This is a genomic window from Pseudomonas sp. R1-7 (assembly GCF_051132105.1).
GTDB lineage: Bacteria > Pseudomonadota > Gammaproteobacteria > Pseudomonadales > Pseudomonadaceae > Aquipseudomonas.
The window spans coordinates 3902262-3924376 of record NZ_CP071661.1 but is presented as its reverse complement, the minus strand read 5'-3'; the positions used below and the strand labels follow the sequence as shown (position 1 = coordinate 3924376).

The following is a 22115-nucleotide window of genomic DNA, read 5'->3' as shown; positions in this document are numbered from 1 at the left end:
TGGGGCTGGAAAACTGGCGAAGCTCGCAGAGCCGGCGGGGATTATAGGCAGGCGCCCAAAAAAACACCGCCCCATCTGAGGCGGTGTTTTCGTAGGACGCTTCTTTTTATCCTGCAATCAGTTGCCGTAGGACAAAGTGAAGGATCCCACCGGCCTTGAAATATTCCACTTCGTTCAAGGTGTCGATCCGGCACAACACTTCGATCCGTTCCTGGCTGCCGTCTTCCCGGGTAATCACCACGGGGAGGTTCATGCGCGGCGTCAGCTCGGTGTCGCTCAAGCCGAGGATGTCCAGGGTTTCCTTGCCGGTAAGGTTCAGGCTCTTGCGATTCTGATCGAGCTTGAACTGCAACGGCAGCACGCCCATACCCACCAGGTTGGAACGGTGGATACGCTCGAAACTCTCTGCGATCACCGCCTTGACCCCGAGCAGGTTCGTACCCTTGGCCGCCCAGTCCCGGCTCGAACCCGTGCCGTACTCCTGGCCCGCGATGACCACCAGGGGCGTGCCGCTAGCCTGATACAACATCGCGGCATCATAGATCGACATGCGTTCGCCGTTGGGGATATAGATCGTATTGCCACCTTCCTCGCCGCCGAGTATTTCATTGCGGATACGGATGTTGGCGAAGGTGCCCCGCATCATCACTTGGTGGTTGCCCCGTCGCGAGCCGTAGGAGTTGAAGTCCCGTGGCTCCACCCCCTGTTCGCGCAGGTAACGACCGGCCGGACTGTCGGCCTTGATGTTGCCGGCCGGGGAGATATGGTCGGTGGTCACCGAGTCTCCCAGCAGCGCGAGAACCCGCGCACCTTCGACGTTCTTGACGACCGGTGGTGGCCCGCCAATGTCGTCGAAGAACGGTGGGTGCTGGATGTAGGTCGAGTCCGATTGCCAGACGTAGGTGGCCGCTTGCGGCACTTCGATCGCTTGCCATTGCTCGTCTCCGGCAAACACGGCGGCGTATTCCTTATGGAACATGCTGGTGTCGACCTGGGCCACGGCGTCGGCCACTTCCTTGCTGCTCGGCCAGATGTCCCGGAGGTAGACCGGATTGCCGTCGCGATCGTTGCCCAGCGGTTCGCTGCTGATGTCGATCCGCACGGTACCGGCGAGGGCATAGGCGACGACCAGGGGCGGCGAGGCCAGCCAGTTGGTTTTCACCAAGGGATGCACCCGGCCCTCGAAGTTGCGGTTGCCGGACAGGACCGACGCCACGGTCAGGTCGGCTTTCTGGATGGCTTTCTCAATCGGATCGGGTAGCGGACCTGAGTTGCCGATACAGGTCGTGCAACCGTAGCCCACCAAGTCGAAACCGAGCTTGTCGAGGTATTCTGTCAGGCCGGCGGCATTGTAGTAGTCGGTCACCACTTTCGAGCCCGGCGCCAGGGAGCTCTTCACCCAGGGCTTGCGAGCCAGGCCTTTTTCCACGGCTTTTTTAGCCAGCAATCCGGCGGCCATCATCACGCTGGGGTTGGAGGTGTTGGTGCAGGACGTAATCGCCGCGATGACCACGGCGCCGTTTTTCAGGCGATGGGTATGGCCTTCGAATTCATATTCCGCTTCGCCCACCTGGTCGGCATTGCCCACCGCGACACCGCCGCCGCCTTCGCTTTCGAGGCGACCTTCTTCTTTGCTGGTGGGCTTGATTTGCAGGCCGAGGAAATCACTGAAGGCTTGGCCGACATTGGGCAGTGAGACCCGGTCCTGAGGGCGCTTGGGGCCGGCGAGGCTGGCTTCGACGCTGCCCATGTCCAGTTCCAGCGTGTCAGTGAATACCGGTTCCTGACCGGGCAGGCGCCACAGTCCTTGGGCCTTGCAGTAGGCTTCCACCAGTTTTACGGTTTCCGTCGGCCGGCCGGACAGGCGCAGGTAATCCAACGTCACATCGTCCACGGGGAAGAAGCCACAAGTGGCGCCGTATTCCGGGGCCATGTTGGCAATGGTGGCGCGGTCGGCCAGCGGCAGGTCGGCAAGGCCGTCGCCATAGAACTCGACGAATTTGCCCACCACGCCCTTCTTGCGCAGCATCTGCGTGACGGTCAGCACCAGGTCGGTGGCGGTGATGCCTTCGCGCAACTTGCCGACGAGTTTGAAGCCGATGACTTCCGGAATCAGCATCGACACCGGTTGGCCGAGCATCGCCGCTTCCGCCTCGATCCCGCCGACGCCCCAGCCAAGCACGCCGAGGCCGTTGATCATTGTGGTATGGGAGTCGGTGCCCACCAGGGTGTCGGGGAAGGCGTAGGTGCGACCGTCTTCCTCTTTGGTCCAGACGGTGCGGCCCAGGTATTCGAGGTTGACCTGGTGGCAGATGCCGGTGCCTGGCGGCACCACGCTGAAGTTGTCGAAGGCACTCTGGCCCCAGCGCAGGAAAGCGTAGCGCTCGCCGTTGCGCTGCATTTCGATCTCGACGTTCTGCTCGAATGCCTGTCGGCTGGCGAACTTGTCCACCATCACCGAGTGGTCAATCACTAGGTCCACCGGTGATAACGGGTTGATCCGTTGGGGATCGCCACCGGCTTTTTCCACGGCTGCGCGCATGGCGGCCAGGTCGACCACGGCAGGGACGCCAGTGAAATCCTGCATCAACACCCGTGCCGGGCGGTATTGAATCTCGCGGTCGGAGCGGCGCTCCTTGAGCCAACCGGCCAAGGCCTTGAGGTCGGCACCGGTGACGGTTTTTTCATCTTCCCAGCGCAGCAGGTTTTCCAGCAGCACCTTCAACGACATGGGCAGTTTGTCCAGATCACCGAGGCTTCGGGCGGCATCCGGCAAGCTGAAGTAGTGGTAGGTCCTGGCGTCGACTTGCAGTGTTTTAAGGGTTTTCAGGCTATCGAGGGACGGCATTGAAATCACTCCTTTGAGTCCGCACGGCTACGGACTGACGGAACGGACAGAGCCTTTAACCTAGCCCTGTTTTGAACGTATGACTAATCACTGGACTCTATGGGCAGGTTCGCGGTTCCGAACTCCGCTATCATGCGCCGGTTTTCGTGACAGGCTTTGCTACGGAGTTTCAATGAACACGCTTTTTATGCACTGCCGGCCAGGCTTCGAAGGCGAGGTCTGTTCCGAGATCGCCGAACACGCGGTCCGGCTCAACGTGGCCGGCTATGCCAAGGCCAAGCCGGCCAGCGCCTGCGCCGAATTTGTCTGCACTGAGGAGGACGGCGCCGAGCGGCTGATGCGTGGGCAGCGTTTCGCCGAGCTGATCTTCCCGCGGCAGTGGGCCCGCGGCACGTTCATCGAATTGCCTGAAACCGACCGTATCAGCGTGATCCTGGCTCAGATGGCTGCCTTCCCGACGTGCGGCAGCCTGTGGCTGGAAGTGGTTGATACGAATGACGGTAAGGAACTGTCGAACTTCTGCAAGAAATTCGAAGGCCCGCTGCGCAAGGCCTTGAGTGGGGCCGGCAAGCTGGTGGACGACCCGCGCAAGCCACGGCTGTTGCTGACTTTCAAGAGCGGTCGCGAAGTGTTCCTGGGCCTGGCGGAGGCGGATAACTCGGCGATGTGGCCGATGGGCATCCCGCGCTTGAAGTTCCCCCGTGAAGCGCCGAGTCGCTCGACACTCAAGCTCGAAGAAGCCTGGCACCATTTCATCCCGCGGGACCAATGGGACGAGCGCCTGCACAGTGACATGACTGGCGTGGACCTCGGCGCCGCGCCAGGTGGCTGGACCTGGCAACTGGTCAACCGTGGCATGCTGGTGACGGCCATCGACAACGGCCCGATGGCCGAAAGCCTGATGGACACCGGCCTGGTGCAGCACTTGATGGCGGACGGCTTCACGTTCAAGCCCAAGCAGCCGGTGGATTGGATGGTCTGCGACATCGTGGAGAAACCGGCGCGCAACGCGGCGATGCTGGAAGAGTGGATTGGCGAGGGCCATTGCCGCGAGGCCGTGGTCAACCTCAAGTTGCCGATGAAGCAGCGTTATGCCGAGGTGAAGCGCCTGCTCGAACGCATCGCCGAGGGTTTCAAGGCCCGAGGCATCAAGGTCGAGATTGGCTGCAAGCAGCTGTACCACGACCGTGAGGAAGTGACGTGCCATTTGCGGCGGTTGGACAGCAAGAAGCCGAAGTCCCGCTGAAGTATGTAGCAAGCTCCCTCGCCACAGGGCTGATGTACATTTGTTAGGCGCGCCGACATTGCGCGACAATGCCGGCCAGTTTCAGGAGTAGAACATGAGTGAAATGAACGACACGCCGGTGGACGGCACGCTGGACGCAACGGGCCTCAACTGTCCGGAGCCGGTGATGATGCTGCACCAACACATCCGCGACCTGGCCCCCGGTGGCCTGCTGAAAGTCATCGCCACCGATCCCTCGACTCGCCGCGACATTCCCAAGTTTTGCGTGTTCCTGGACCACGAACTGGTGGCCCAGCAAGAGGACGCCGGCACCTACCTCTACTGGATCCGCAAGAAACTCGCCTAACTTGTCGAGCGGCTGATGCGGATCTGCCCGCGCGCGCTGCGTGCCAGGCGGATCGACAGCATCAGCGCCGCGCAGCTCAACCCCACGATCAAGCCTTGCCACAATCCGCTCGGGCCGCTGGCGGTGCCGAGCCAGTCGGTCAAGCCCAGGGCGTAACCCACCGGCAAGCCGATGCCCCAATAAGCGAAGAGCGTCAGGATCATCGTCACCCGTGTGTCCTGGTAGCCGCGCAACGCGCCTGCCGCCGTGACCTGAATCGCATCGGAAAACTGGAACAGCGCGGCGTAGACAATCAGCATCGACGCCACTTCGATTACCCGCGGATCGGCGGTGTAGATCGCGGCGATAGGCCCGCGCAGCGCGAACATCAGGCTCGCCGACAGGCAGGCGTACGCCAACGCGGTGCCCATGCCGACGCCAGCGGCGAAACGCGCGTCCCGAGGCTGACCGCGTCCCAGCGCCTGGCCTACCCGTACTGTCACGGCCATGCCCAAGGAGTAGGGGATCATGAACACCAGCGAGCTGAAGTTCAGCGCGATCTGATGCCCGGCCACCACCGTGGCGCCGAGGCTGCCGATCAGCAGGGCGATCACCGCGAAGATACTCGATTCGGCAAACACCGCGATGCCGATCGGCAGGCCGATGCCCAGCAGGCGCTTGATCATCGACCATTGGGGCCAGTCGAAGCGAGTGAACAAGCGGCTCGATTGATAGATCGGGGCCCGGTATGTCCAGACCGCCATGCCCGCCGCCATGAACCACATCACGATGGCCGTTGCCCAGCCGCAGCCGACCCCGCCCATGGCCGGGACGCCCAGGTGTCCATAGATGAAGATGTAGTTGAGCGGAATGTTCAGCGCCAGTCCGCACAGCCCCAGCACCATCGCCGGTCGCGTACGCCCCAAGCCGTCGCTGAAGCAGCGCAGCACGTAATAGAGCGCCACCGCTGGCAGGCCTGTGCCGATGCCCCGAAGGTATTCCATGCACGGGCCGATCAATTCTGGATCGACCTTCATGATGTGCAGGATCGGCTCGGCGCTGAGCAGCGCCAGGGTCGAGATCAGTCCCACCGCGAGGGCGAGCCACAATGCCTGGCGCACCAAGGGGCCGATCTGTTCAAACGTGCCGGCGCCGAAACGCTGGGCAACTTTGGGTGTGGTGGCGAGCAATGTGCCGGTCATCAGCAGGAACACCGGCACCCAGATGGAGTTGCCCAGCGCCACCGCAGCGAGGTCTCGCGGGCCGACCCGGCCGGCCATCACCGCATCGACAAAGCCCATGGCGGTGGTCGCCAACTGCGCCACCATGATCGGCAAGGCGAGGGCGAGCAACGTCTTGAGCTCCAAGCGAACGCGGGCCGGGCGGGAGAGGGCGGCGGGGGTGTCAATCACGGGATTCACGGGGCAAGCATCCGAAAAGATAAACGCAAGGCGGCGAATTCTACGCCTTGACGCAGTGGTCAGGAAAAAACCTGTGTTGTGGATTTGTAATCGCGCTAGGTGATGCGCAGGCCCAGCGGAACGCCTACACTGCCCATCCCGCCAAAGGAGCTTCGCCATGCTGATCGTCGCCGACGAAAACATCCCCCTGCTCGATGCATTTTTCCAAGGTTTCGGTGAAATCCGCCGGGTGCCGGGACGTGGCATCGACCGGACATTGGTCGAGCAGGCCGACGTGTTGCTGGTGCGCTCGGTGAGCCAGGTCAATCGGGCGCTGTTGGAAGGCAGCAAGGTGCGCTTCGTCGGCACCTGCACGATTGGCACCGATCACTTGGACCTGGATTATTTTGCCGAGGCCGGCATCCGCTGGGCCAGCGCGCCCGGCTGCAATGCCCGCGGCGTGGTGGATTACGTGCTGGGCAGCCTCATGACCCTGGCGGAGATCGAAGGCGCGGATCTTGCTCGGCGCACGTTTGGCGTGGTTGGCGCGGGACAGGTGGGTGGGCGATTGATCGAGGTCCTCAAGGGCCTTGGCTGGACGGTGAAAGTCTGTGATCCGCCTCGCCAGGCTGCCGAAGGCGGCGACTACGTGAGCCTGGAGCAGATCATCGAGCAGTGCGACGTCATTAGCCTGCACACGCCATTGACCCGCGAGGGCGAGCAACCGACCTGGCACCTTTTTAATGAGCAACGCCTGAACCACCTCAAGCCTGGCACTTGGTTGATCAACGCCGCGCGCGGCCCGGTCATCGATAACTCGGCGCTGCGCGAGGTGCTGTTGGAGCGCGAAGACTTGCAGGCGGTCCTGGATGTCTGGGAACAGGAACCGACCGTGGATGTGGACCTGGCCGACCTCTGCGTCATCGCCACTCCGCACATCGCCGGCTACAGCCTGGACGGTCGCCAGCGCGGTACGGCGCAAATCTACCAGGCCTTGTGCGACTTCCTTGGGCGGCCCGCCGACGTCAGCCTGGCGGACCTGCTGCCCCGGCCTTGGCTCGCAGGCATCACGCTGGACGCCGATACCGACCCGGCCTGGGCGCTGGCGGCGTTGTGCCGGAGCGTGTATGACCCACGCCGTGACGATGCGGATTTTCGCCGCAGCCTGATCGGCACGGTGAGCGAACAGCGCAGTGCTTTTGATGCGTTGCGCAAGCATTACCCGCCACGCCGCGAAATCGACAGCTTGAAGGTGCGTATCGAAGGACAGTCGCCAGTCTTGCAAGGGATCGTGCTTGCCCTGGGTGCCACTGCCGTTTAAGCGGACAGGCTGAACAGGCATAAAAAACCCGACATCAAGGTCGGGTTCAATTGAAGACGGGCCGTATCACTTTTGTTCGGCAGGCTTGACCAGTCGTTTCTCCAGTTCACTGCAGGCCTTCTGGATCATGTCTTCGGTGATCGGGACTTCGCGCCCCTGGGCATCGATGAATGAACAGCCCAGGGACTGGTCCGGTTGGGTGCGGATCACTTGAATCTTGTCGTCGCTGCTGTGTTGCAAGGACATGGCCTGTCTCCTCATCAGGTTGCGTGCCTATCGTAATGTCGTCAGGTGACCGAGCCATGACACTCCTTGAAGGTTCATGACGACATCTCCACTCAACCAGAAACACACTCGCGTTTCCAGCCAGACATTAGACCGATAACATCTAGGCGCTAGTCTCGGTGGTCATATTTAACCTGACTCATTCTGATTCCATTTTGTTCCGCTGCGTTTCGGTGCTGACGGCCGACCCATTTCCTGTTGCATTATCGGACACTCTCAATGCTTTCATCCCGACATCGCCGCGCCATACGCCTGGCCAGCGGCTTCATCGCTCCTTATCGCAAGCAGGTTGCCGGGGCGTTACTGGCTCTGATCGTCACGGCGGGTATCACGTTGTCCATGGGCCAGGGAATCCGCCTGCTGGTAGACCAGGGCTTCATGACCCGCTCGCCGCACCTGCTCAATCAGTCCATTGGCTTGTTCATGGTGCTGGTGGTGGGCTTGGCGATCGGTACGTTCGCACGTTTCTACCTGGTGTCATGGATTGGCGAGCGGGTGGTGGCCGATATCCGGCGGCAGGTGTTCAATCACTTGGTGTATCTGCATCCTGGCTTCTATGAAAACAACCGCAGTTCGGAAATCCAGTCACGGCTGACCGCCGATACGACCTTGTTGCAATCGGTGATCGGCTCGTCGTTGTCGTTGTTCTTGCGCAACGCCTTGATGGTAATTGGCGGGATTGTGCTGCTATTTATCACCAATCCCAAGCTGACCAGCATCGTGGTTGTTGCTCTGCCATTGGTGCTGGCGCCGATCCTGGTGTTTGGTCGCCGCGTGCGCAGCTTGTCGCGCCAGAGCCAGGATCGCATTGCCGACGTCGGCAGCTACGTTTCCGAAACCCTCGGCCAGATCAAGACCGTGCAGGCCTACAACCACCAGGTCCAGGATGAACAACGTTTTGCCATAACGGTGGAGCAGGCCTTCGACACTGCCCGCAAGCGCATCGCTCAGCGTGCCTGGCTGATCACGTTGGTGATCGTGCTGGTGCTGGGCGCGGTGGGGGTGATGCTCTGGGTTGGCGGTATGGATGTGATCGCCGGGCGGATTTCCGGTGGTGAGTTGGCGGCGTTCGTGTTCTACAGCCTGATCGTCGGCAGCGCCTTCGGTACCCTCAGCGAGGTGATCGGCGAGCTGCAACGGGCTGCGGGCGCCGCGGAGCGCATTGCCGAATTGCTGCGCTCGGAGAACATCATCCAGCCGCCGGCTATGGGGCTGGTGAAGTTGCCAGAGCGGGTACGAGGTGACTTGCGCCTTGAAGCCGTGCGATTTGCCTATCCCTCCCGGCCGGACAGCTATGCGGTCGATGGCCTCGACCTGAATATCAAGGCCGGCGAGACCCTCGCCCTGGTCGGTCCCTCCGGTGCGGGCAAGTCAACGGTGTACGACTTGCTGTTGCGTTTCTACGATCCGCTGCAAGGACGGCTCCTGATCGATGATGTGCCATTTACCTCGGTCGATCCCTTGGACCTGCGTCGCCATTTCGCCCTGGTTTCGCAAAACCCAGCGCTGTTTTTCGGCACGGTCGAAGAGAACCTCCGCTACGGCAATCCCCAGGCAACGTTCGAGCAGGTACGTGAGGCCGCGCAAATTGCCCACGCCCATGACTTCATCGAGAAAATGCCTGACGGTTACCAGACCCACTTGGGCGATGGCGGTCTCGGATTGTCCGGCGGCCAGCGCCAACGCCTGGCGATCGCCCGGGCCTTGTTGGTGGACGCGCCGATCCTGCTGCTGGACGAAGCCACCAGCGCCCTCGATGCGCAAAGCGAACACCTCATCCAGCAAGCCTTGCCCAACCTGATGAAAAACCGCACCACCCTGGTCATCGCCCACCGCCTGGCGACGGTGAAAAACGCCGACCGGATTGCGGTGATGGACCAGGGCAAGGTGGTTGCCGTTGGTAGTCACCAGGAATTGGTTGCCAGCAATGCGTTGTACGCGCGGTTGGCGGCGTTGCAGTTCAGCCAGCAGGGGGAGGACGCTCATTGATGCTGCTGACGCCGACGTGTTGGGGCATTATGTCGGACTGTTTGGAGGCGACACCATTTGTAGAGTTCATGTTGCAATCGCTGAATCTCGCTCTCGGGGAAGCGATTAGCAATGAACCGGTCACCGATCAAGTAACCGACCAAGTAACCGACCAAGTAGCGAGGCTGCTTCAGGTGTTAAGAGGGGCGGGTCCTTTGAAGGTCAGTGAATTGATGGAGCAGTTGGGGCTAGCGCATAAGGCGACTTTTCGGGGGAATTACCTTAAGCCGGCGCTGGCGTGCGGTTTGGTTGAAATGACCGATCCTCAATCGCCGAGAAGCCCGGCACAACGGTATCGGCTTACCCAGCTGGGTAAGCGCACGCTGATACGTTCTGGTTGAATTCTGTCGGCACGAAGTGATCAAGGCGGGTTTGCTCGCGACTGCGATAAGTCAGCCAATGCTCCTGTTGAAGGTACTGACGTTATCGCGCGCAAACTCCCTCCAACAGGAGCAGATCAGTCACTGATCATCAAAATACCGCTCATGCCAGTCCACCAGCGGTTGCGGCGAGTTGAGCTTCTGGCCGTAGATCACCGAATAGGACAACACATTCTGCACGTACTGGCGGGTTTCGTCGAAGGGGATGCTTTCGACCCAGACGTCGAAGCTCAGGTGATCAGCGCCGCGCAGCCATTGACGCACGCGGCCGGGGCCGGCGTTGTAGGCGGCGGAGGCGAGGACGCGGTTGCCGTTGAACTGGCTGTGGACCTGACTCAGGTAGGCCGCGCCCAGCTGGATATTCTTGTCCGGGTTGAACACTTGCTGCGGCGACGCCAGGGGAATGCTGAACTTGCGTGCGGTTTCCTTGGCAGTGGCTGGCATCAGTTGCATGAGGCCGCTGGCGCCGACACCGGAGCGGGCGTCGTCCATGAAAGCACTTTCCTGCCGGGTAATGGCAAACGCCCAGCTTGGATGCAAGCCGCGGACCTTGGCTTCGCGCACCAAGGTGTCGCGGTGGGCCATCGGGAAGCGGATGTCCAGGTCATCCCAGTACTTGGCCTGGCTGATGGTGCGGATGGCCGGAAAATACCATTTCAGGTCGTAGGCCAGTTTTGCCTGGGCAACCATTTCGTCCCGGTTGAAATGACGGCTGACGTGGTACCACTCGCGTCGCCCATCGACGATTTGACCGCGGGCATGGAATTCCAGCGCCCGACGTACACCCGGGGTGTTGCGTACTTTGTTGATCAGCGCCTGGCTCATGGGCAGCGGCTTGTTGATCAGCGAATAGGGTGACTGGGAACGGTCGGCAGCCAGGAAGCCGTAAAAGTCACGCTCGCGAGCCAGATGCTTGTACAGCGTCAATGCTTCAGGATTCTGCGGCTGCGCCAGTTCCAGGCTGCGGGCCTGCCAGTAGCGCCAGCGATTGGTGCTGGCCAGCGATTCGGGCAAGCGACGGGTCAGTTGGTAGGCGTCGTCCCAGCGGGCCAGGCGCAGGAGCAGGCGCAAGCGCCATTCCGATACGGTGTCGTCCCGCAGCTCGGGGTCATATTTGGTCATGACATCCAGGGCTCGGCTGTCGAAGCGCTTGGCCAAGGTCAGGCCGATTTCCCGGGCAATGGCGACTTTTTCGTCCCGGGAAAAATGCATGGTGCTGGCATAGCCGTCCAGCAATGCCATGGCTTTCTCCGGATCCTGGCGGGCCAGGCGGCGCAGGCCGAGGCTGACGATATCGGACATCGGCTCGTCGGCGGGGGTGAAGCGTGAAGGTTGGTTGAGCTGTTCGGGTTTTTGCGCGACATCGACCAACAACTTGCCCCGGGCGGCGAGGGTGGTCAGGCCGCTGACCAGGCTGTTGGCCAGTGGATAATTGCGTGCCTGGGCCGCCAGTTTGGCGCGCTCCCAGCGTTTCTGCTCAGTCAACTGCCCCTGCGTGGCCCACACGCCAAACAACGCGTCGCAGGCTGCCGGCTGGGATTTTCCGGTGAGCCAGAGCTTTTCGGCATTGGCGTAGCCTTCGGCCTTCAGGCCGTGGCTGAGCTGATATTGGGCGTTGAGGCAATCCAGTTCGGTGAAGTTGAGCTTGGGATCGTAATACTTGACGAAGGTCGCCCAGTCACCACGCTCGGCCAGCCAGCGCAACCAGCGCAGCTTCATCCAGTTGGCCTGGGGCAGGTCGCCATGCTCGGCGAGGAATTTTTCGATCTCGGCGTTGCTCGCGCTTTTGAGTCGCGCGGTCAGTTCATCATAGGCCAGGTACGGTTCCAGCGGATAATCACGCAGGGCCTGGCTATAGCGAAAGTAGGGGCCGGAATCGCCTTTCGCCAGGGCGCGCTTGGCCTCGTCGTAATACTGGCGCTGGGTGGAAATATCCACCGCCTGGGCGGTTTGAACGGCAGTGGCACACACAAACAAACAAGATAGAACACTGAAAAGGCGACTGCGCATGATACGTCCGGGCAAAAAAAACATGACAAGCCCAAGGAAAAACCCAGGGTAACTTGCCTGTAGCTTAGCCTTTTGCCAGCAACCGGCGAAAGCTTTGCGGGGCCGTTGGCACAACTTCGCAACATTTGTTGTGCAGAGTGCTTCGACGATGAAATTGGCGGACCCTTGAGGGCTCTTCTCAGGTAGAATGCGCGCCCGGTTTTTGGAGAAGCTCATGACCCTGCTCAAATTCAGCGATGTGTCCCTTGCTTTCGGCGCGATGCCGTTGTTGGACAAGGTGTCCTGGCAGATCGCCCGTGGAGAGCGGGTGTGCATCATCGGCCGCAACGGCACTGGCAAGTCCAGCATGATGAAGCTGGTCAAGGGCGACCAGAAGCCTGACGACGGCTCGGTCTGGCGCGCGCCAGGCCTGAAGATCGGCGAATTGCCCCAGGAATTGCCGGTGGCCGACGAGCGGACCGTGTTCGACGTGGTTGCCGAAGGCCTGGACGGTGTCGGCGCGCTGTTGGCCGAATACCACCACCTGAGCCAGAACATCGTCACCGATGCCGACCTGGACAAGCTGATGCATGTGCAGCACGACCTCGAGGCCCGCGACGGCTGGCGCTTGCAGCAGTTGGTCGACAGCACCTTGAGCCGCCTGCAGCTCCCGGCCGACAAGACCTTGGCCGAACTGTCCGGCGGTTGGCGTCGCCGTGTCCTGCTGGCCCAGGCCTTGGTGTCCGAGCCCGACCTCCTGCTGCTCGACGAACCCACCAACCACCTGGACATCGGCGCCATCGCCTGGCTTGAAGAAGCGCTGAAGGATTTCCAAGGGGCAGTGCTGTTCATCACCCACGACCGTTCCTTCCTGCAGAACCTGGCAACCCGCATCCTGGAACTGGATCGCGGCGGCCTGATCGATTGGAATGGCGACTACGCCAGCTTTCTGGTGCACAAGGAAGCGGTGCTGGCGGCCGAAGAAACCGCGAACGCCTTGTTCGACAAGCGCCTGGCCCAGGAAGAAGTCTGGATCCGCCAGGGCATCAAGGCCCGACGTACCCGTAACGAAGGCCGCGTGCGCGCCCTCAAGGCCCTGCGCGTCGAGCGCAGCGAACGCCGTGAGCGCACCGGCAAGGCCAATATTCAGCTGGAAACGGCAGATAAATCCGGCAAGCAGGTCATGGTGCTGGAGAACGTCAGCTTCGCTCACCCAGGCGGCCCGTTCCTGATCAAGGATTTCTCCATGGTCTTGCAGCGCGGCGACCGGATCGGTCTGCTCGGCGCCAACGGTACCGGCAAGACGACCTTGCTCAAGCTGATGCTGGGCGGCCTGGTGCCGACCAGCGGCAAGGTGGAAGAGGGGACGAAGATCGATGTCGCCTACTTCGACCAGCTGCGCCATCAATTGGACTTGGAAAAGACCGTGATCGACAACGTGGCCGAAGGTCGCGACTTCATTGAGATCGATGGCCAGAGCCGCCATGTATTGAGCTACCTCGGCGATTTCCTGTTCAGCCCGCAGCGCGCCCGTACGCCGGTGAAGGCTCTGTCGGGCGGTGAGCGCGCACGCCTGCTGCTGGCCAAGCTGTTCAGCAAGCCGGCGAACCTGCTGGTGCTCGACGAACCGACCAACGACCTGGACGTGGAGACCCTCGAACTGCTCGAAGAAGTGTTGTTGACCTTCAATGGCACTGTGCTGATGGTCAGCCACGACCGGGCGTTTCTCGACAACGTGGTCACCAGCACCTTGGTATTCGAAGGCGAAGGCTTTGTTCGCGAATACGTTGGTGGTTATCAGGATTGGCTGCGCCAGGGTGGCTCGCCGCGCCTGTTGGGCGTGACCGAGAGCAAGTCTGGCAAGGCCGACCTCAATTCGGCGGTGGTCAAGGCCGAGCCCGCGCCGGTTGCCACCGCTGCTGCACCGGCTCCAGCGAAGAAGAAACTCAGTTACAAGCTGCAGCGTGAGCTCGAAGCGTTGCCGGGCGATATCGACGCGAAAGAGCAGCAGATCGCCGCCGTGGAGGCCGAGATGGCTGACGCCGGCTTCTACCAACGCCCAGCGGCCGAAACCGCCAAAGTGATCGCGCATCTGGAGCAGTTGCAGGCTGAGCTGGATGCATTGGTCGAGCGTTGGGCTGAGCTGGACGCTTGATCAGTTGAGATCAAAGATCCCGGCGCTCACCGATGAGTGCCGGGATTTTTGTTTGGAATGGCCATCCCTTGCAGGTCAGGTGCGCTTGACCAGATGCACCGCCAGTACATCGCAAGGCGCACCATGCAGCACGTCGTTGGCCGTGGAGCCCAGCAACAGCGCCAAACCGTGACGGCCATGGCTTCCGACCACGATCAAGTCGCAGCCTTGCTCCTTGGCCAGGTGATGGATTTCCTGGCGCGGCTGGCCGTAGGTCAGGTGGCTGTTCTCCTTTTTCAAGGCAGGGTATTTCACGATCAGCCGGTCAAGGCGTTCCTTGGCCTGGTCGAACTGCTGCTGTTGGAGCTGGGAAAGATCCATCGGAACGTCGCCACCGAAGGCCATGGCCATCGGCTCGACGATGTGCACCAGCGACAGTTTGCTTTCCCGGCCTTCGCAAAGGGCGAGGGCCCGCTTGACGACGGGATCGCATTCTTCAGTGAGGTCGACGGCGACCAGAACGTGTGAGTAGGACATGGAAAGCACTCCAGAGAATGGCGATACGGTAAGTATGGCTGGTTTCAAGCGCATTGATGGCGACGCAGGTCAATGGGCTCTTCAGAATTCGGGAGTACAGATATGACGGTCTGGATAGTGGTGTCAATCCTGTTAGTGGTATTGAGCCCCCTCGCATGGTTGCGGCCGTCCCGTTCACAGAGCGGGCGCATGGCCCTTCGCATGGAGGCGCGACGCCTCGGGCTGGCCATGCAATTGACCCCGCAAGATTGGCCACACTGGCTGGGTCAGCAGCCGCCAAACCCATGTGCGCAATACCACCGGGCCCGGCGTGGGAGCCGGCCGGCCGTTTGGAGCTATTGGCAAAAGGCGCCCGGCGTGTGGGTGAATCAATGGCAGGAAACCTGCCAGGATGAATCCTTGCTCAATCATTTCAGAACGTTGCCGGATAATGTCTACAAGGTCGAGGCCGACCGGCAGATGATCGCGTTGTACTGGGGGGAAAAAGGCGAAGCCAGTGTCTTGCAAGACATTTCTGCAGTGCTCAAGGCACTGGCCTGACGCGTAAAAAAGCCCGACAGGTACATCGGGCTGGGTGGCCAGGCAGGCCGGTAAGCATTTCTTCTGGTCGTTCATTCGAAACGACCTTCGCGTATAGAACTCCAATGTGTTGTCACCAGCGTAGTCGGTTGAATCCGTTGCGGTTGGAATTAGGGCGACTTTTCTAATTATTGATTCTATGAATGGTTGCTCATGCGGCTCCGTGTTGCGGATCCGTGCGGTACGGAAATGACTGCGGAGTCCCGTTCAAACGCTTGTTTAGGGCGATTGACAATTGTCGGAAATTCCGTGAAGGTGACGTACCCAAATCAAACGGGCGTATGAATTGAGCGTTTGTATTTTCAGAACGTTCCTACAGAACCCGACTATCGCGTTGACGGGTGTGTCTGGCGGATTGGCGTAGCATCGGCGGTATGTCCGTGCCGAGCCAGGGGCCAGCGTCCAACGTGTACTGTTCAGCTTCCATATCGTGGAGATCAGTTGATGATTTACGAAGGTAAAGCCATCACGGTTAAGGCTCTTGAAAGTGGCATCGTCGAACTGAAATTCGACCTCAAGGGTGAGTCCGTCAACAAGTTCAACCGTCTTACCCTGAATGAATTGCGTCAGGCCGTGGACACTATCAAGGCAGATGCTTCGATCAAGGGTGTGATCGTCAGCAGTGGCAAGGACGTGTTCATCGTCGGCGCCGACATCACCGAATTCGTCGACAACTTCAAGCTGCCCGATGCCGAACTGATCGCTGGCAACCTCGAAGCGAACCGTATCTTCAGCGACTTCGAAGACCTCAACGTACCCACCGTCGCAGCCATCAACGGCATCGCCCTGGGTGGCGGCCTGGAAATGTGCCTGGCAGCGGATTACCGCGTCATGTCCACCGCGGCCAAGATCGGCCTGCCGGAAGTCAAGCTGGGCATCTACCCGGGCTTCGGCGGTACCGTGCGCCTGCCACGCCTGATCGGTGCCGACAATGCCATCGAGTGGATTGCCGCTGGCAAGGAAAACCGCGCCGAAGACGCGCTGAAAGTTGGCGCCGTGGACGCGGTGGTCGAACCTGGCAAGCTCCAGGAAGCGGCCCTTGAGACCGTCAAGCGCGCCATCAGCGGCGAGTTCGACTACAAGGCCAAGCGCCAGCCTAAGCTGGAAAAGCTCAAGCTCAACGCCATCGAGCAAATGATGGCGTTCGAAACCGCCAAGGGTTTCGTGGCCGGCCAGGCCGGCCCGAACTACCCAGCGCCGGTCGAAGCGATCAAGACCATCCAGAAGGCTGCGAACTTCGGTCGCGACAAGGCCCTGGAAGTCGAAGCCGCCGGTTTCGTGAAGCTGGCCAAGACCTCGGCTGCGCAAAGCCTGATCGGCCTGTTCCTAAACGACCAGGAACTGAAGAAAAAGGCCAAGGCCTATGACGAAATCGCCCGTGACGTGAAGCAGGCCGCCGTACTGGGCGCCGGCATCATGGGTGGCGGTATCGCCTATCAGTCGGCGTCCAAGGGCACGCCGATCCTGATGAAAGACATCAACGAGCACGGGATCGAGCAGGGCCTGGCCGAAGCCGCCAAGCTGCTGGTCGGTCGCGTCGACAAAGGTCGCATGACCGCCGCGAAGATGGCCGAAGTCCTCAACGGCATTCGTCCGACCCTGTCTTACGGCGATTTCGGCCATGTCGACCTGGTGGTCGAAGCCGTTGTCGAAAACCCGAAGGTCAAGCAGGCGGTACTGGCTGAAGTCGAAGACAAGGTCAAAGAGGACACCATCCTCGCCTCGAATACTTCGACCATTTCCATTTCGCTGCTGGCCAAGGCCCTCAAGCGTCCGGAAAACTTCGTCGGCATGCACTTCTTCAACCCGGTGCACATGATGCCGCTGGTGGAAGTCATCCGTGGCGAGAAGTCCAGCGAACTGGCCATTGCCACCACCGTGGCCTATGCCAAGAAAATGGGCAAGAACCCGATTGTCGTCAATGACTGCCCGGGCTTCCTGGTCAACCGCGTGCTGTTCCCGTATTTCGGCGGCTTCGCCAAGCTGGTCAGCGCCGGTGTGGACTTCGTGCGCATCGACAAGATCATGGAAAAATTCGGCTGGCCGATGGGCCCGGCGTACCTGATGGACGTGGTCGGCATCGACACCGGCCACCACGGTCGCGACGTCATGGCTGAAGGCTTCCCGGACCGCATGAAGGACGACCGTCGTTCGGCCGTCGACGTGCTCTACGAAGCCAAGCGCCTGGGCCAGAAGAATGGCAAGGGCTTCTACGCCTATGAGACCGACAAGCGCGGCAAGCAGAAGAAAGTCGCCGATTCGTCGGTGCTGGAAGTGCTCAAGCCGATCGTCTACGAGCAGCGCGAAGTCACCGATGAGGACATCATCAACTGGATGATGATCCCGCTGTGCCTGGAAACCGTGCGTTGCCTGGAAGACGGCATCGTCGAAACCGCCGCCGAAGCCGACATGGGTCTGGTCTATGGCATCGGTTTCCCTCCATTCCGTGGCGGTGCGCTGCGCTACATCGATTCGATCGGTGTGGCCGAGTTCGTTGCCCTGGCTGACCAGTACGCTGATCTGGGCGCGCTGTACCACCCGACCGCGAAGCTGCGTGAAATGGCCAAGAATGGCCAGAGCTTCTTCGGTTAAGCGCCCAACGACTAGAGCGAGAGAACATTTATGAGCTTGAATCCTAGAGACGTCGTGATTGTCGACTTCGGTCGTACGCCGATGGGCCGCTCCAAGGGCGGCATGCACCGCAACACCCGCGCTGAAGACATGTCGGCGCATCTGATCAGCAAACTGCTGGAACGCAACGTCAAGGTCGACCCCAACGAAGTCGAAGACGTGATCTGGGGCTGTGTGAACCAGACCCTGGAGCAGGGCTGGAACATCGCCCGCATGGCGTCGTTGATGACCCAGATCCCTCACACTGCCGCTGGCCAGACTGTCAGCCGCCTGTGCGGTTCGTCCATGAGCGCGCTGCACACTGCCGCCCAGGCGATCATGACCGGCAACGGTGATGTGTTCGTGGTCGGTGGTGTCGAGCACATGGGCCACGTGAGCATGATGCACGGTGTCGACCCGAACCCGCACATGTCGCTGTACGCGGCAAAAGCCTCGGGCATGATGGGCCTGACCGCGGAAATGCTCGGCAAGATGCATGGCATCACCCGCGAACAGCAGGACGCCTTTGGCGTGCGCTCCCACCAACTCGCCCACAAGGCGACCGTGGAAGGCAAGTTCAAGGATGAAATCATCCCGATGCAGGGCTACGACGAGAATGGCTTCCTGAAGCTGTTCGACTACGACGAAACCATTCGTCCGGAAACCACCCTGGAGAGCCTGGCAGCCTTGAAGCCCGCCTTCAATCCAAAGGGCGGCACCGTGACGGCGGGTACTTCGTCGCAGATCACCGACGGCGCGTCGTGCATGATCGTGATGTCGGCCCAGCGTGCCCAGGACCTGGGCATCCAGCCGATGGCAGTGATTCGGTCGATGGCTGTCGCGGGTGTGGATCCCGCGATCATGGGCTATGGTCCAGTACCGGCCACGCAGAAAGCCTTGAAGCGTGCAGGCCTGAGCATTTCCGACATCGACTTCTTCGAGCTCAACGAAGCTTTCGCCGCGCAGGCCCTGCCTGTGCTGAAAGATCTGAAAATACTCGACAAGATGAACGAGAAGGTTAACCTGCACGGCGGCGCTATCGCCCTGGGTCACCCGTTCGGTTGCTCTGGTGCGCGTATCTCTGGCACGCTGCTCAACGTCATGAAGCAGAACGGCGGCACCTTTGGGGTGTCCACCATGTGCATTGGCCTCGGCCAGGGCATCGCCACTGTCTTCGAACGCGTCTGAGCGTTGCGTTGATGGAAGCCGGGGCCAAGTGCCCCGGTTTTTGTTTTTTGGGTTTAGTAAAAAAAAGATTTTGTTTTTATTTTGAAAAAATTTGAGTGAGGGCCAACGCATGCCGATACAACCTGGGCTCTACCAGCATTACAAAGGTCCGCAGTACCGCGTATTCAGTGTTGCGCGGCATTCGGAAACCGAGGAAGAAGTAGTCTTCTACCAAGCCCTGTATGGCGATTACGGCTTTTGGGTGCGTCCGTTGAGCATGTTCCAGGAGTCTGTCGAAGTTGACGGCGAACAAGTGCCGCGCTTTGCTTTGGTGCAGGTCGAGGAGAGCGTTTTTTCCAAGCCTTGAGGCCAGTGCGAGGGCGACCCCGCCCTTGACCTCACCTTGCAGCCACTATATATAGCGGTGCCGCGTCAGGCGCCAACCGCCTTTCACTTTTTAGAATTCAGGAATTTTCTGATCCATGGGCAAATCGCTGGTCATTGTGGAATCCCCGGCTAAGGCCAAGACCATCAACAAGTATCTGGGCAACCAATACGTGGTGAAGTCGAGTATCGGCCATATCCGAGACCTGCCCACCAGCGGTTCGGCTAGCGCCAGCAAGGAGCCAGCCGCCAAGCGCGGCAAGGCGGCCGCTGGTGAAGCGCCGGCGCTGTCGCCGAAGGACAAGGCGCGCAAGCAGCTGGTCTCACGCATGGGGGTCGATCCGGAACACGGCTGGAAAGCCAAGTACGAGATTCTCCCAGGCAAGGAAAAGGTCATCGAAGAACTGCGTCGGCTCGCCAAGGACGCCGACACCATCTATCTCGCGACGGACTTGGACCGCGAAGGGGAAGCCATTGCCTGGCACCTGCGCGAAGCCATTGGTGGGGATGACAGCCGCTACAAGCGTGTGGTGTTCAACGAAATCACCAAGAAGGCCATCCAGGAAGCTTTCTCCCAACCGGGCGAGCTGGACATCGACCGGGTCAACGCTCAACAGGCGCGGCGGTTCCTTGATCGCGTCGTGGGCTACATGGTCTCGCCATTGTTGTGGGCCAAGATCGCCCGCGGCCTGTCGGCTGGTCGTGTGCAATCGGTCGCGGTGAAGCTGGTGGTAGAGCGCGAGCGGGAGATTCGCGCGTTCATTCCCGAGGAATATTGGGAAGTCCACGCTGATCTCGGCACCGCCAAGGGCGCTACCGTGCGCTTCGAAGTGGCCCGCAAGAAGGGCGAAGCCTTCAAGCCGCTCAACGAAGCCCAGGCCATGGCGGCGCTGGAGAAGCTCAAGGCTTCGAGCTACAGCATCGTCAAGCGCGAAGACAAGCCGACCAGCAGCAAGCCGTCGGCACCTTTCATTACTTCCACCTTGCAGCAGGCCGCGAGCAACCGCCTGGGCTTCGGTGTGAAGAAAACCATGATGATGGCCCAGCGTCTGTACGAAGCGGGCTACATCACCTACATGCGTACCGATTCGACCAACCTCTCGGCCGATGCCGTGGCGATGGCGCGTACTTATATAGAAAGCGAGTTCGGCAAGAAATACCTGCCGGATGCGCCGAACGTCTATAGCAGCAAGGAGGGCGCACAAGAGGCTCACGAAGCGATTCGCCCATCCGATGCCAATACCGAGCCAAGCAAGCTGTCGGGCATGGAGCGCGATGCCGAGCGTCTCTACGAGCTGATCTGGCGCCAGTTCCTGGCCTGCCAGATGCTGCCGGCGCAATACCTGTCGACCACCGTCAGCGTCGGTGCTGGCGACTTCGAACTGCGCGCCAAGGGCCGCATCCTGAAGTTCGACGGCTACACCCGTGTCATGCCGCAGATCACCAAGCCAGGGGACGACGATGTCTTGCCTGACATGGCCCAGGGCGATGTGATGAAGCTGGTCAAGCTGGATCCGACCCAGCACTTCACCAAGCCGCCGGCGCGGTACTCCGAGGCCAGCCTGGTCAAGGAAATGGAAAAACGTGGTATCGGGCGTCCGTCGACTTATGCGGCGATCATTTCCACGATCCAGGATCGCGGCTACGTGACGTTGCACAACCGTCGTTTCTATTCGGAAAAGATGGGGGACATCGTTACCGAGCGCCTCTCCGAAAGCTTCTCGAACCTGATGGACTACGGTTTTACCGCCGGAATGGAAGAAAACCTGGACGATGTGGCCCAGGGTGAGCGGGACTGGAAGAATGTGCTCGATGAGTTCTACGGCGACTTCAAGAAAAAACTCGAGGTAGCCGAGAGCCCTGAAGATGGCATGCGCGCCAACCAGCCGGTCATGACTGACATCCCATGCCAGACCTGCGGCCGCCCGATGCAGATCCGTACCGCCTCGACTGGCGTATTCCTCGGGTGCTCAGGCTACAGCCTGCCGCCCAAGGAACGCTGCAAGGCGACGGTCAATCTGGTGCCGGGCGACGAAATCGCTGCGGACGATGAGGGTGAGTCGGAATCCCTGGTACTGCGCGGCAAGCACCGTTGTCCGATCTGCAGTACGGCGATGGATGCCTACCTGTTGGACGAAAAGCGCAAGCTGCACATCTGCGGCAACAATCCCGATTGTGCCGGCTACGAGATCGAAGAAGGCACCTATCGCATCAAGGGCTACGAGGGGCCGAGCCTGGAATGCGACAAGTGTGGCAGCGAAATGCAACTCAAGACCGGCCGTTTCGGCAAGTTCTTCGGTTGCACCAACCCGACCTGCAAGAACACCCGCAAGCTGCTCAAGAGCGGTGATGCGGCGCCGCCGAAGATGGATCCGGTAAAGATGCCTGAGCTCAAGTGCGAGAAGGTCAACGACACCTATATCTTGCGCGATGGTGCATCTGGCCTGTTCCTGGCAGCCAGCCAGTTCCCGAAAAACCGCGAGACTCGGGCCCCGTTGGTGATTGAAATCTTGCCGCACAAGGACGAGATCGATCCGAAGTACCATTTCCTCTGCGATGCGCCGCAGAAAGATCCGGACGGACGCCCAGCGGTAATTCGCTACAGCCGCAAGACCAAGGAGCAATACGTGCAGACCGAGGTTGATGGCAAGCCGACCGGTTGGAAGGCGTTCTACGACGGTGGTAAGTGGACGGTTGAAGACAAGCGCTGATATGACTCTGCCCGATCCCTGTGGCGAGCGACCTTGCTCGCGCTGGACGACCCAGTCGTCCTTCTAGACTCCAGGTAAGCAAAAGGCCGCATGACAACCCATAGGTTTTCATGCGGCCTTTTAGTTTTTGGCTTGCAGTGGCTTCGGTTGATCCACGACACTGTCGCACTG

Annotated in this window: 15 protein-coding genes and 1 pseudogene; 11 read left to right on the top strand and 5 right to left on the bottom strand. The window is 60.6% G+C overall.

Features of this window, described 5'->3' with window-relative positions; all coding sequences use genetic code 11:
• Window positions 1–106: 106 nt before the first annotated feature.
• Window positions 107–2848, bottom strand: coding sequence for an aconitate hydratase AcnA (gene acnA, locus J3P79_RS17510; RefSeq protein ID WP_434604600.1), 2742 nt, complete (start codon window positions 2846–2848; stop codon window positions 107–109).
• Window positions 2849–3020: 172 nt separating this feature from the next.
• Here acnA and rlmM point away from each other — a divergent pair, with 172 nt between their 5' ends.
• Both rlmM and tusA read left to right on the top strand, forming a co-directional pair.
• The gene (rlmM, locus tag J3P79_RS17505; RefSeq protein WP_434604598.1) at window positions 3021–4094 is read left to right on the top strand and encodes a 23S rRNA (cytidine(2498)-2'-O)-methyltransferase RlmM; all 1074 of its coding nucleotides are present in this window, start codon (window positions 3021–3023) and stop codon (window positions 4092–4094) included.
• A gap of 94 nt (window positions 4095–4188) precedes the next feature.
• Window positions 4189–4440, top strand: a complete 252-nt coding sequence (gene tusA, locus J3P79_RS17500; protein WP_434604596.1) for a sulfurtransferase TusA — start codon at window positions 4189–4191, stop codon at window positions 4438–4440.
• On the opposite strand, the gene J3P79_RS17495 is transcribed toward tusA, so the two are convergent.
• Entirely contained in the window at window positions 4437–5840 is a 1404-nt protein-coding gene (locus tag J3P79_RS17495) for an MATE family efflux transporter (protein ID WP_434604594.1), read from the bottom strand. The two genes, tusA and J3P79_RS17495, sit on opposite strands and share 4 nt — an antisense overlap.
• A 157-nt stretch (window positions 5841–5997) precedes the next feature.
• Between J3P79_RS17495 and pdxB the strand changes: the two genes are divergently transcribed.
• On the top strand, window positions 5998–7140 hold the full coding sequence (gene pdxB / locus J3P79_RS17490) for a 4-phosphoerythronate dehydrogenase PdxB (RefSeq protein ID WP_434604592.1): 1143 nt from the start codon (window positions 5998–6000) through the stop codon (window positions 7138–7140).
• 66 nt (window positions 7141–7206) lie between these two features.
• On the opposite strand, the gene J3P79_RS17485 is transcribed toward pdxB, so the two are convergent.
• Window positions 7207–7386, bottom strand: a complete 180-nt coding sequence (locus J3P79_RS17485; protein WP_003199629.1) for a PA1571 family protein — start codon at window positions 7384–7386, stop codon at window positions 7207–7209.
• Between the two features lie 258 nt (window positions 7387–7644).
• Here J3P79_RS17485 and J3P79_RS17480 point away from each other — a divergent pair, with 258 nt between their 5' ends.
• A complete protein-coding gene (locus J3P79_RS17480) occupies window positions 7645–9414 on the top strand; it encodes an ABC transporter transmembrane domain-containing protein (protein ID WP_434604590.1) in 1770 nt (589 codons plus the stop codon).
• Window positions 9415–9458: 44 nt separating this feature from the next.
• A pseudogene (locus J3P79_RS17475) lies at window positions 9459–9794 on the top strand (Fic family protein); the annotation flags it as partial.
• Between the two features lie 120 nt (window positions 9795–9914).
• On the opposite strand, the gene J3P79_RS17470 reads toward J3P79_RS17475, so the two are convergent.
• Complete coding sequence (locus tag J3P79_RS17470; RefSeq protein ID WP_434604588.1) at window positions 9915–11843, bottom strand: transglycosylase SLT domain-containing protein; 1929 nt, start codon at window positions 11841–11843, stop codon at window positions 9915–9917.
• A gap of 214 nt (window positions 11844–12057) precedes the next feature.
• On the opposite strand from J3P79_RS17470, the gene J3P79_RS17465 reads away from it, so the two are divergent.
• Window positions 12058–13977, top strand: coding sequence for an ATP-binding cassette domain-containing protein (locus J3P79_RS17465; RefSeq protein ID WP_434604586.1), 1920 nt, complete (start codon window positions 12058–12060; stop codon window positions 13975–13977).
• A 75-nt stretch (window positions 13978–14052) separates the two neighbouring features.
• On the opposite strand, the gene J3P79_RS17460 is transcribed toward J3P79_RS17465, so the two are convergent.
• The gene (locus tag J3P79_RS17460; protein WP_434604584.1) at window positions 14053–14493 is read right to left on the bottom strand and encodes a universal stress protein; all 441 of its coding nucleotides are present in this window, start codon (window positions 14491–14493) and stop codon (window positions 14053–14055) included.
• A 102-nt stretch (window positions 14494–14595) separates the two neighbouring features.
• On the opposite strand from J3P79_RS17460, the gene J3P79_RS17455 reads away from it, so the two are divergent.
• The 5 genes from J3P79_RS17455 to topA all read left to right on the top strand — a co-directional run bounded on the left by J3P79_RS17455 (window position 14596) and on the right by topA (window position 21944).
• Window positions 14596–15033, top strand: coding sequence for a hypothetical protein (locus J3P79_RS17455; RefSeq protein ID WP_434604582.1), 438 nt, complete (start codon window positions 14596–14598; stop codon window positions 15031–15033).
• A gap of 483 nt (window positions 15034–15516) precedes the next feature.
• Window positions 15517–17664 (top strand): fatty acid oxidation complex subunit alpha FadB, encoded by a 2148-nt coding sequence (gene fadB, locus J3P79_RS17450; protein ID WP_434604580.1) that lies wholly within the window; start codon window positions 15517–15519, stop codon window positions 17662–17664.
• Window positions 17665–17694: 30 nt separating this feature from the next.
• Window positions 17695–18870 carry an acetyl-CoA C-acyltransferase FadA gene (fadA, locus tag J3P79_RS17445; RefSeq protein WP_039589077.1) on the top strand — a complete coding sequence of 392 codons (1176 nt, stop codon included), beginning with the start codon at window positions 17695–17697 and terminating at the stop codon, window positions 18868–18870.
• A gap of 109 nt (window positions 18871–18979) precedes the next feature.
• The gene (locus J3P79_RS17440; protein ID WP_039589078.1) at window positions 18980–19216 is read left to right on the top strand and encodes a DUF1653 domain-containing protein; all 237 of its coding nucleotides are present in this window, start codon (window positions 18980–18982) and stop codon (window positions 19214–19216) included.
• 115 nt (window positions 19217–19331) lie between these two features.
• Window positions 19332–21944 (top strand): type I DNA topoisomerase, encoded by a 2613-nt coding sequence (gene topA / locus J3P79_RS17435; protein ID WP_434604578.1) that lies wholly within the window; start codon window positions 19332–19334, stop codon window positions 21942–21944.
• Window positions 21945–22115 lie beyond the last annotated feature (171 nt).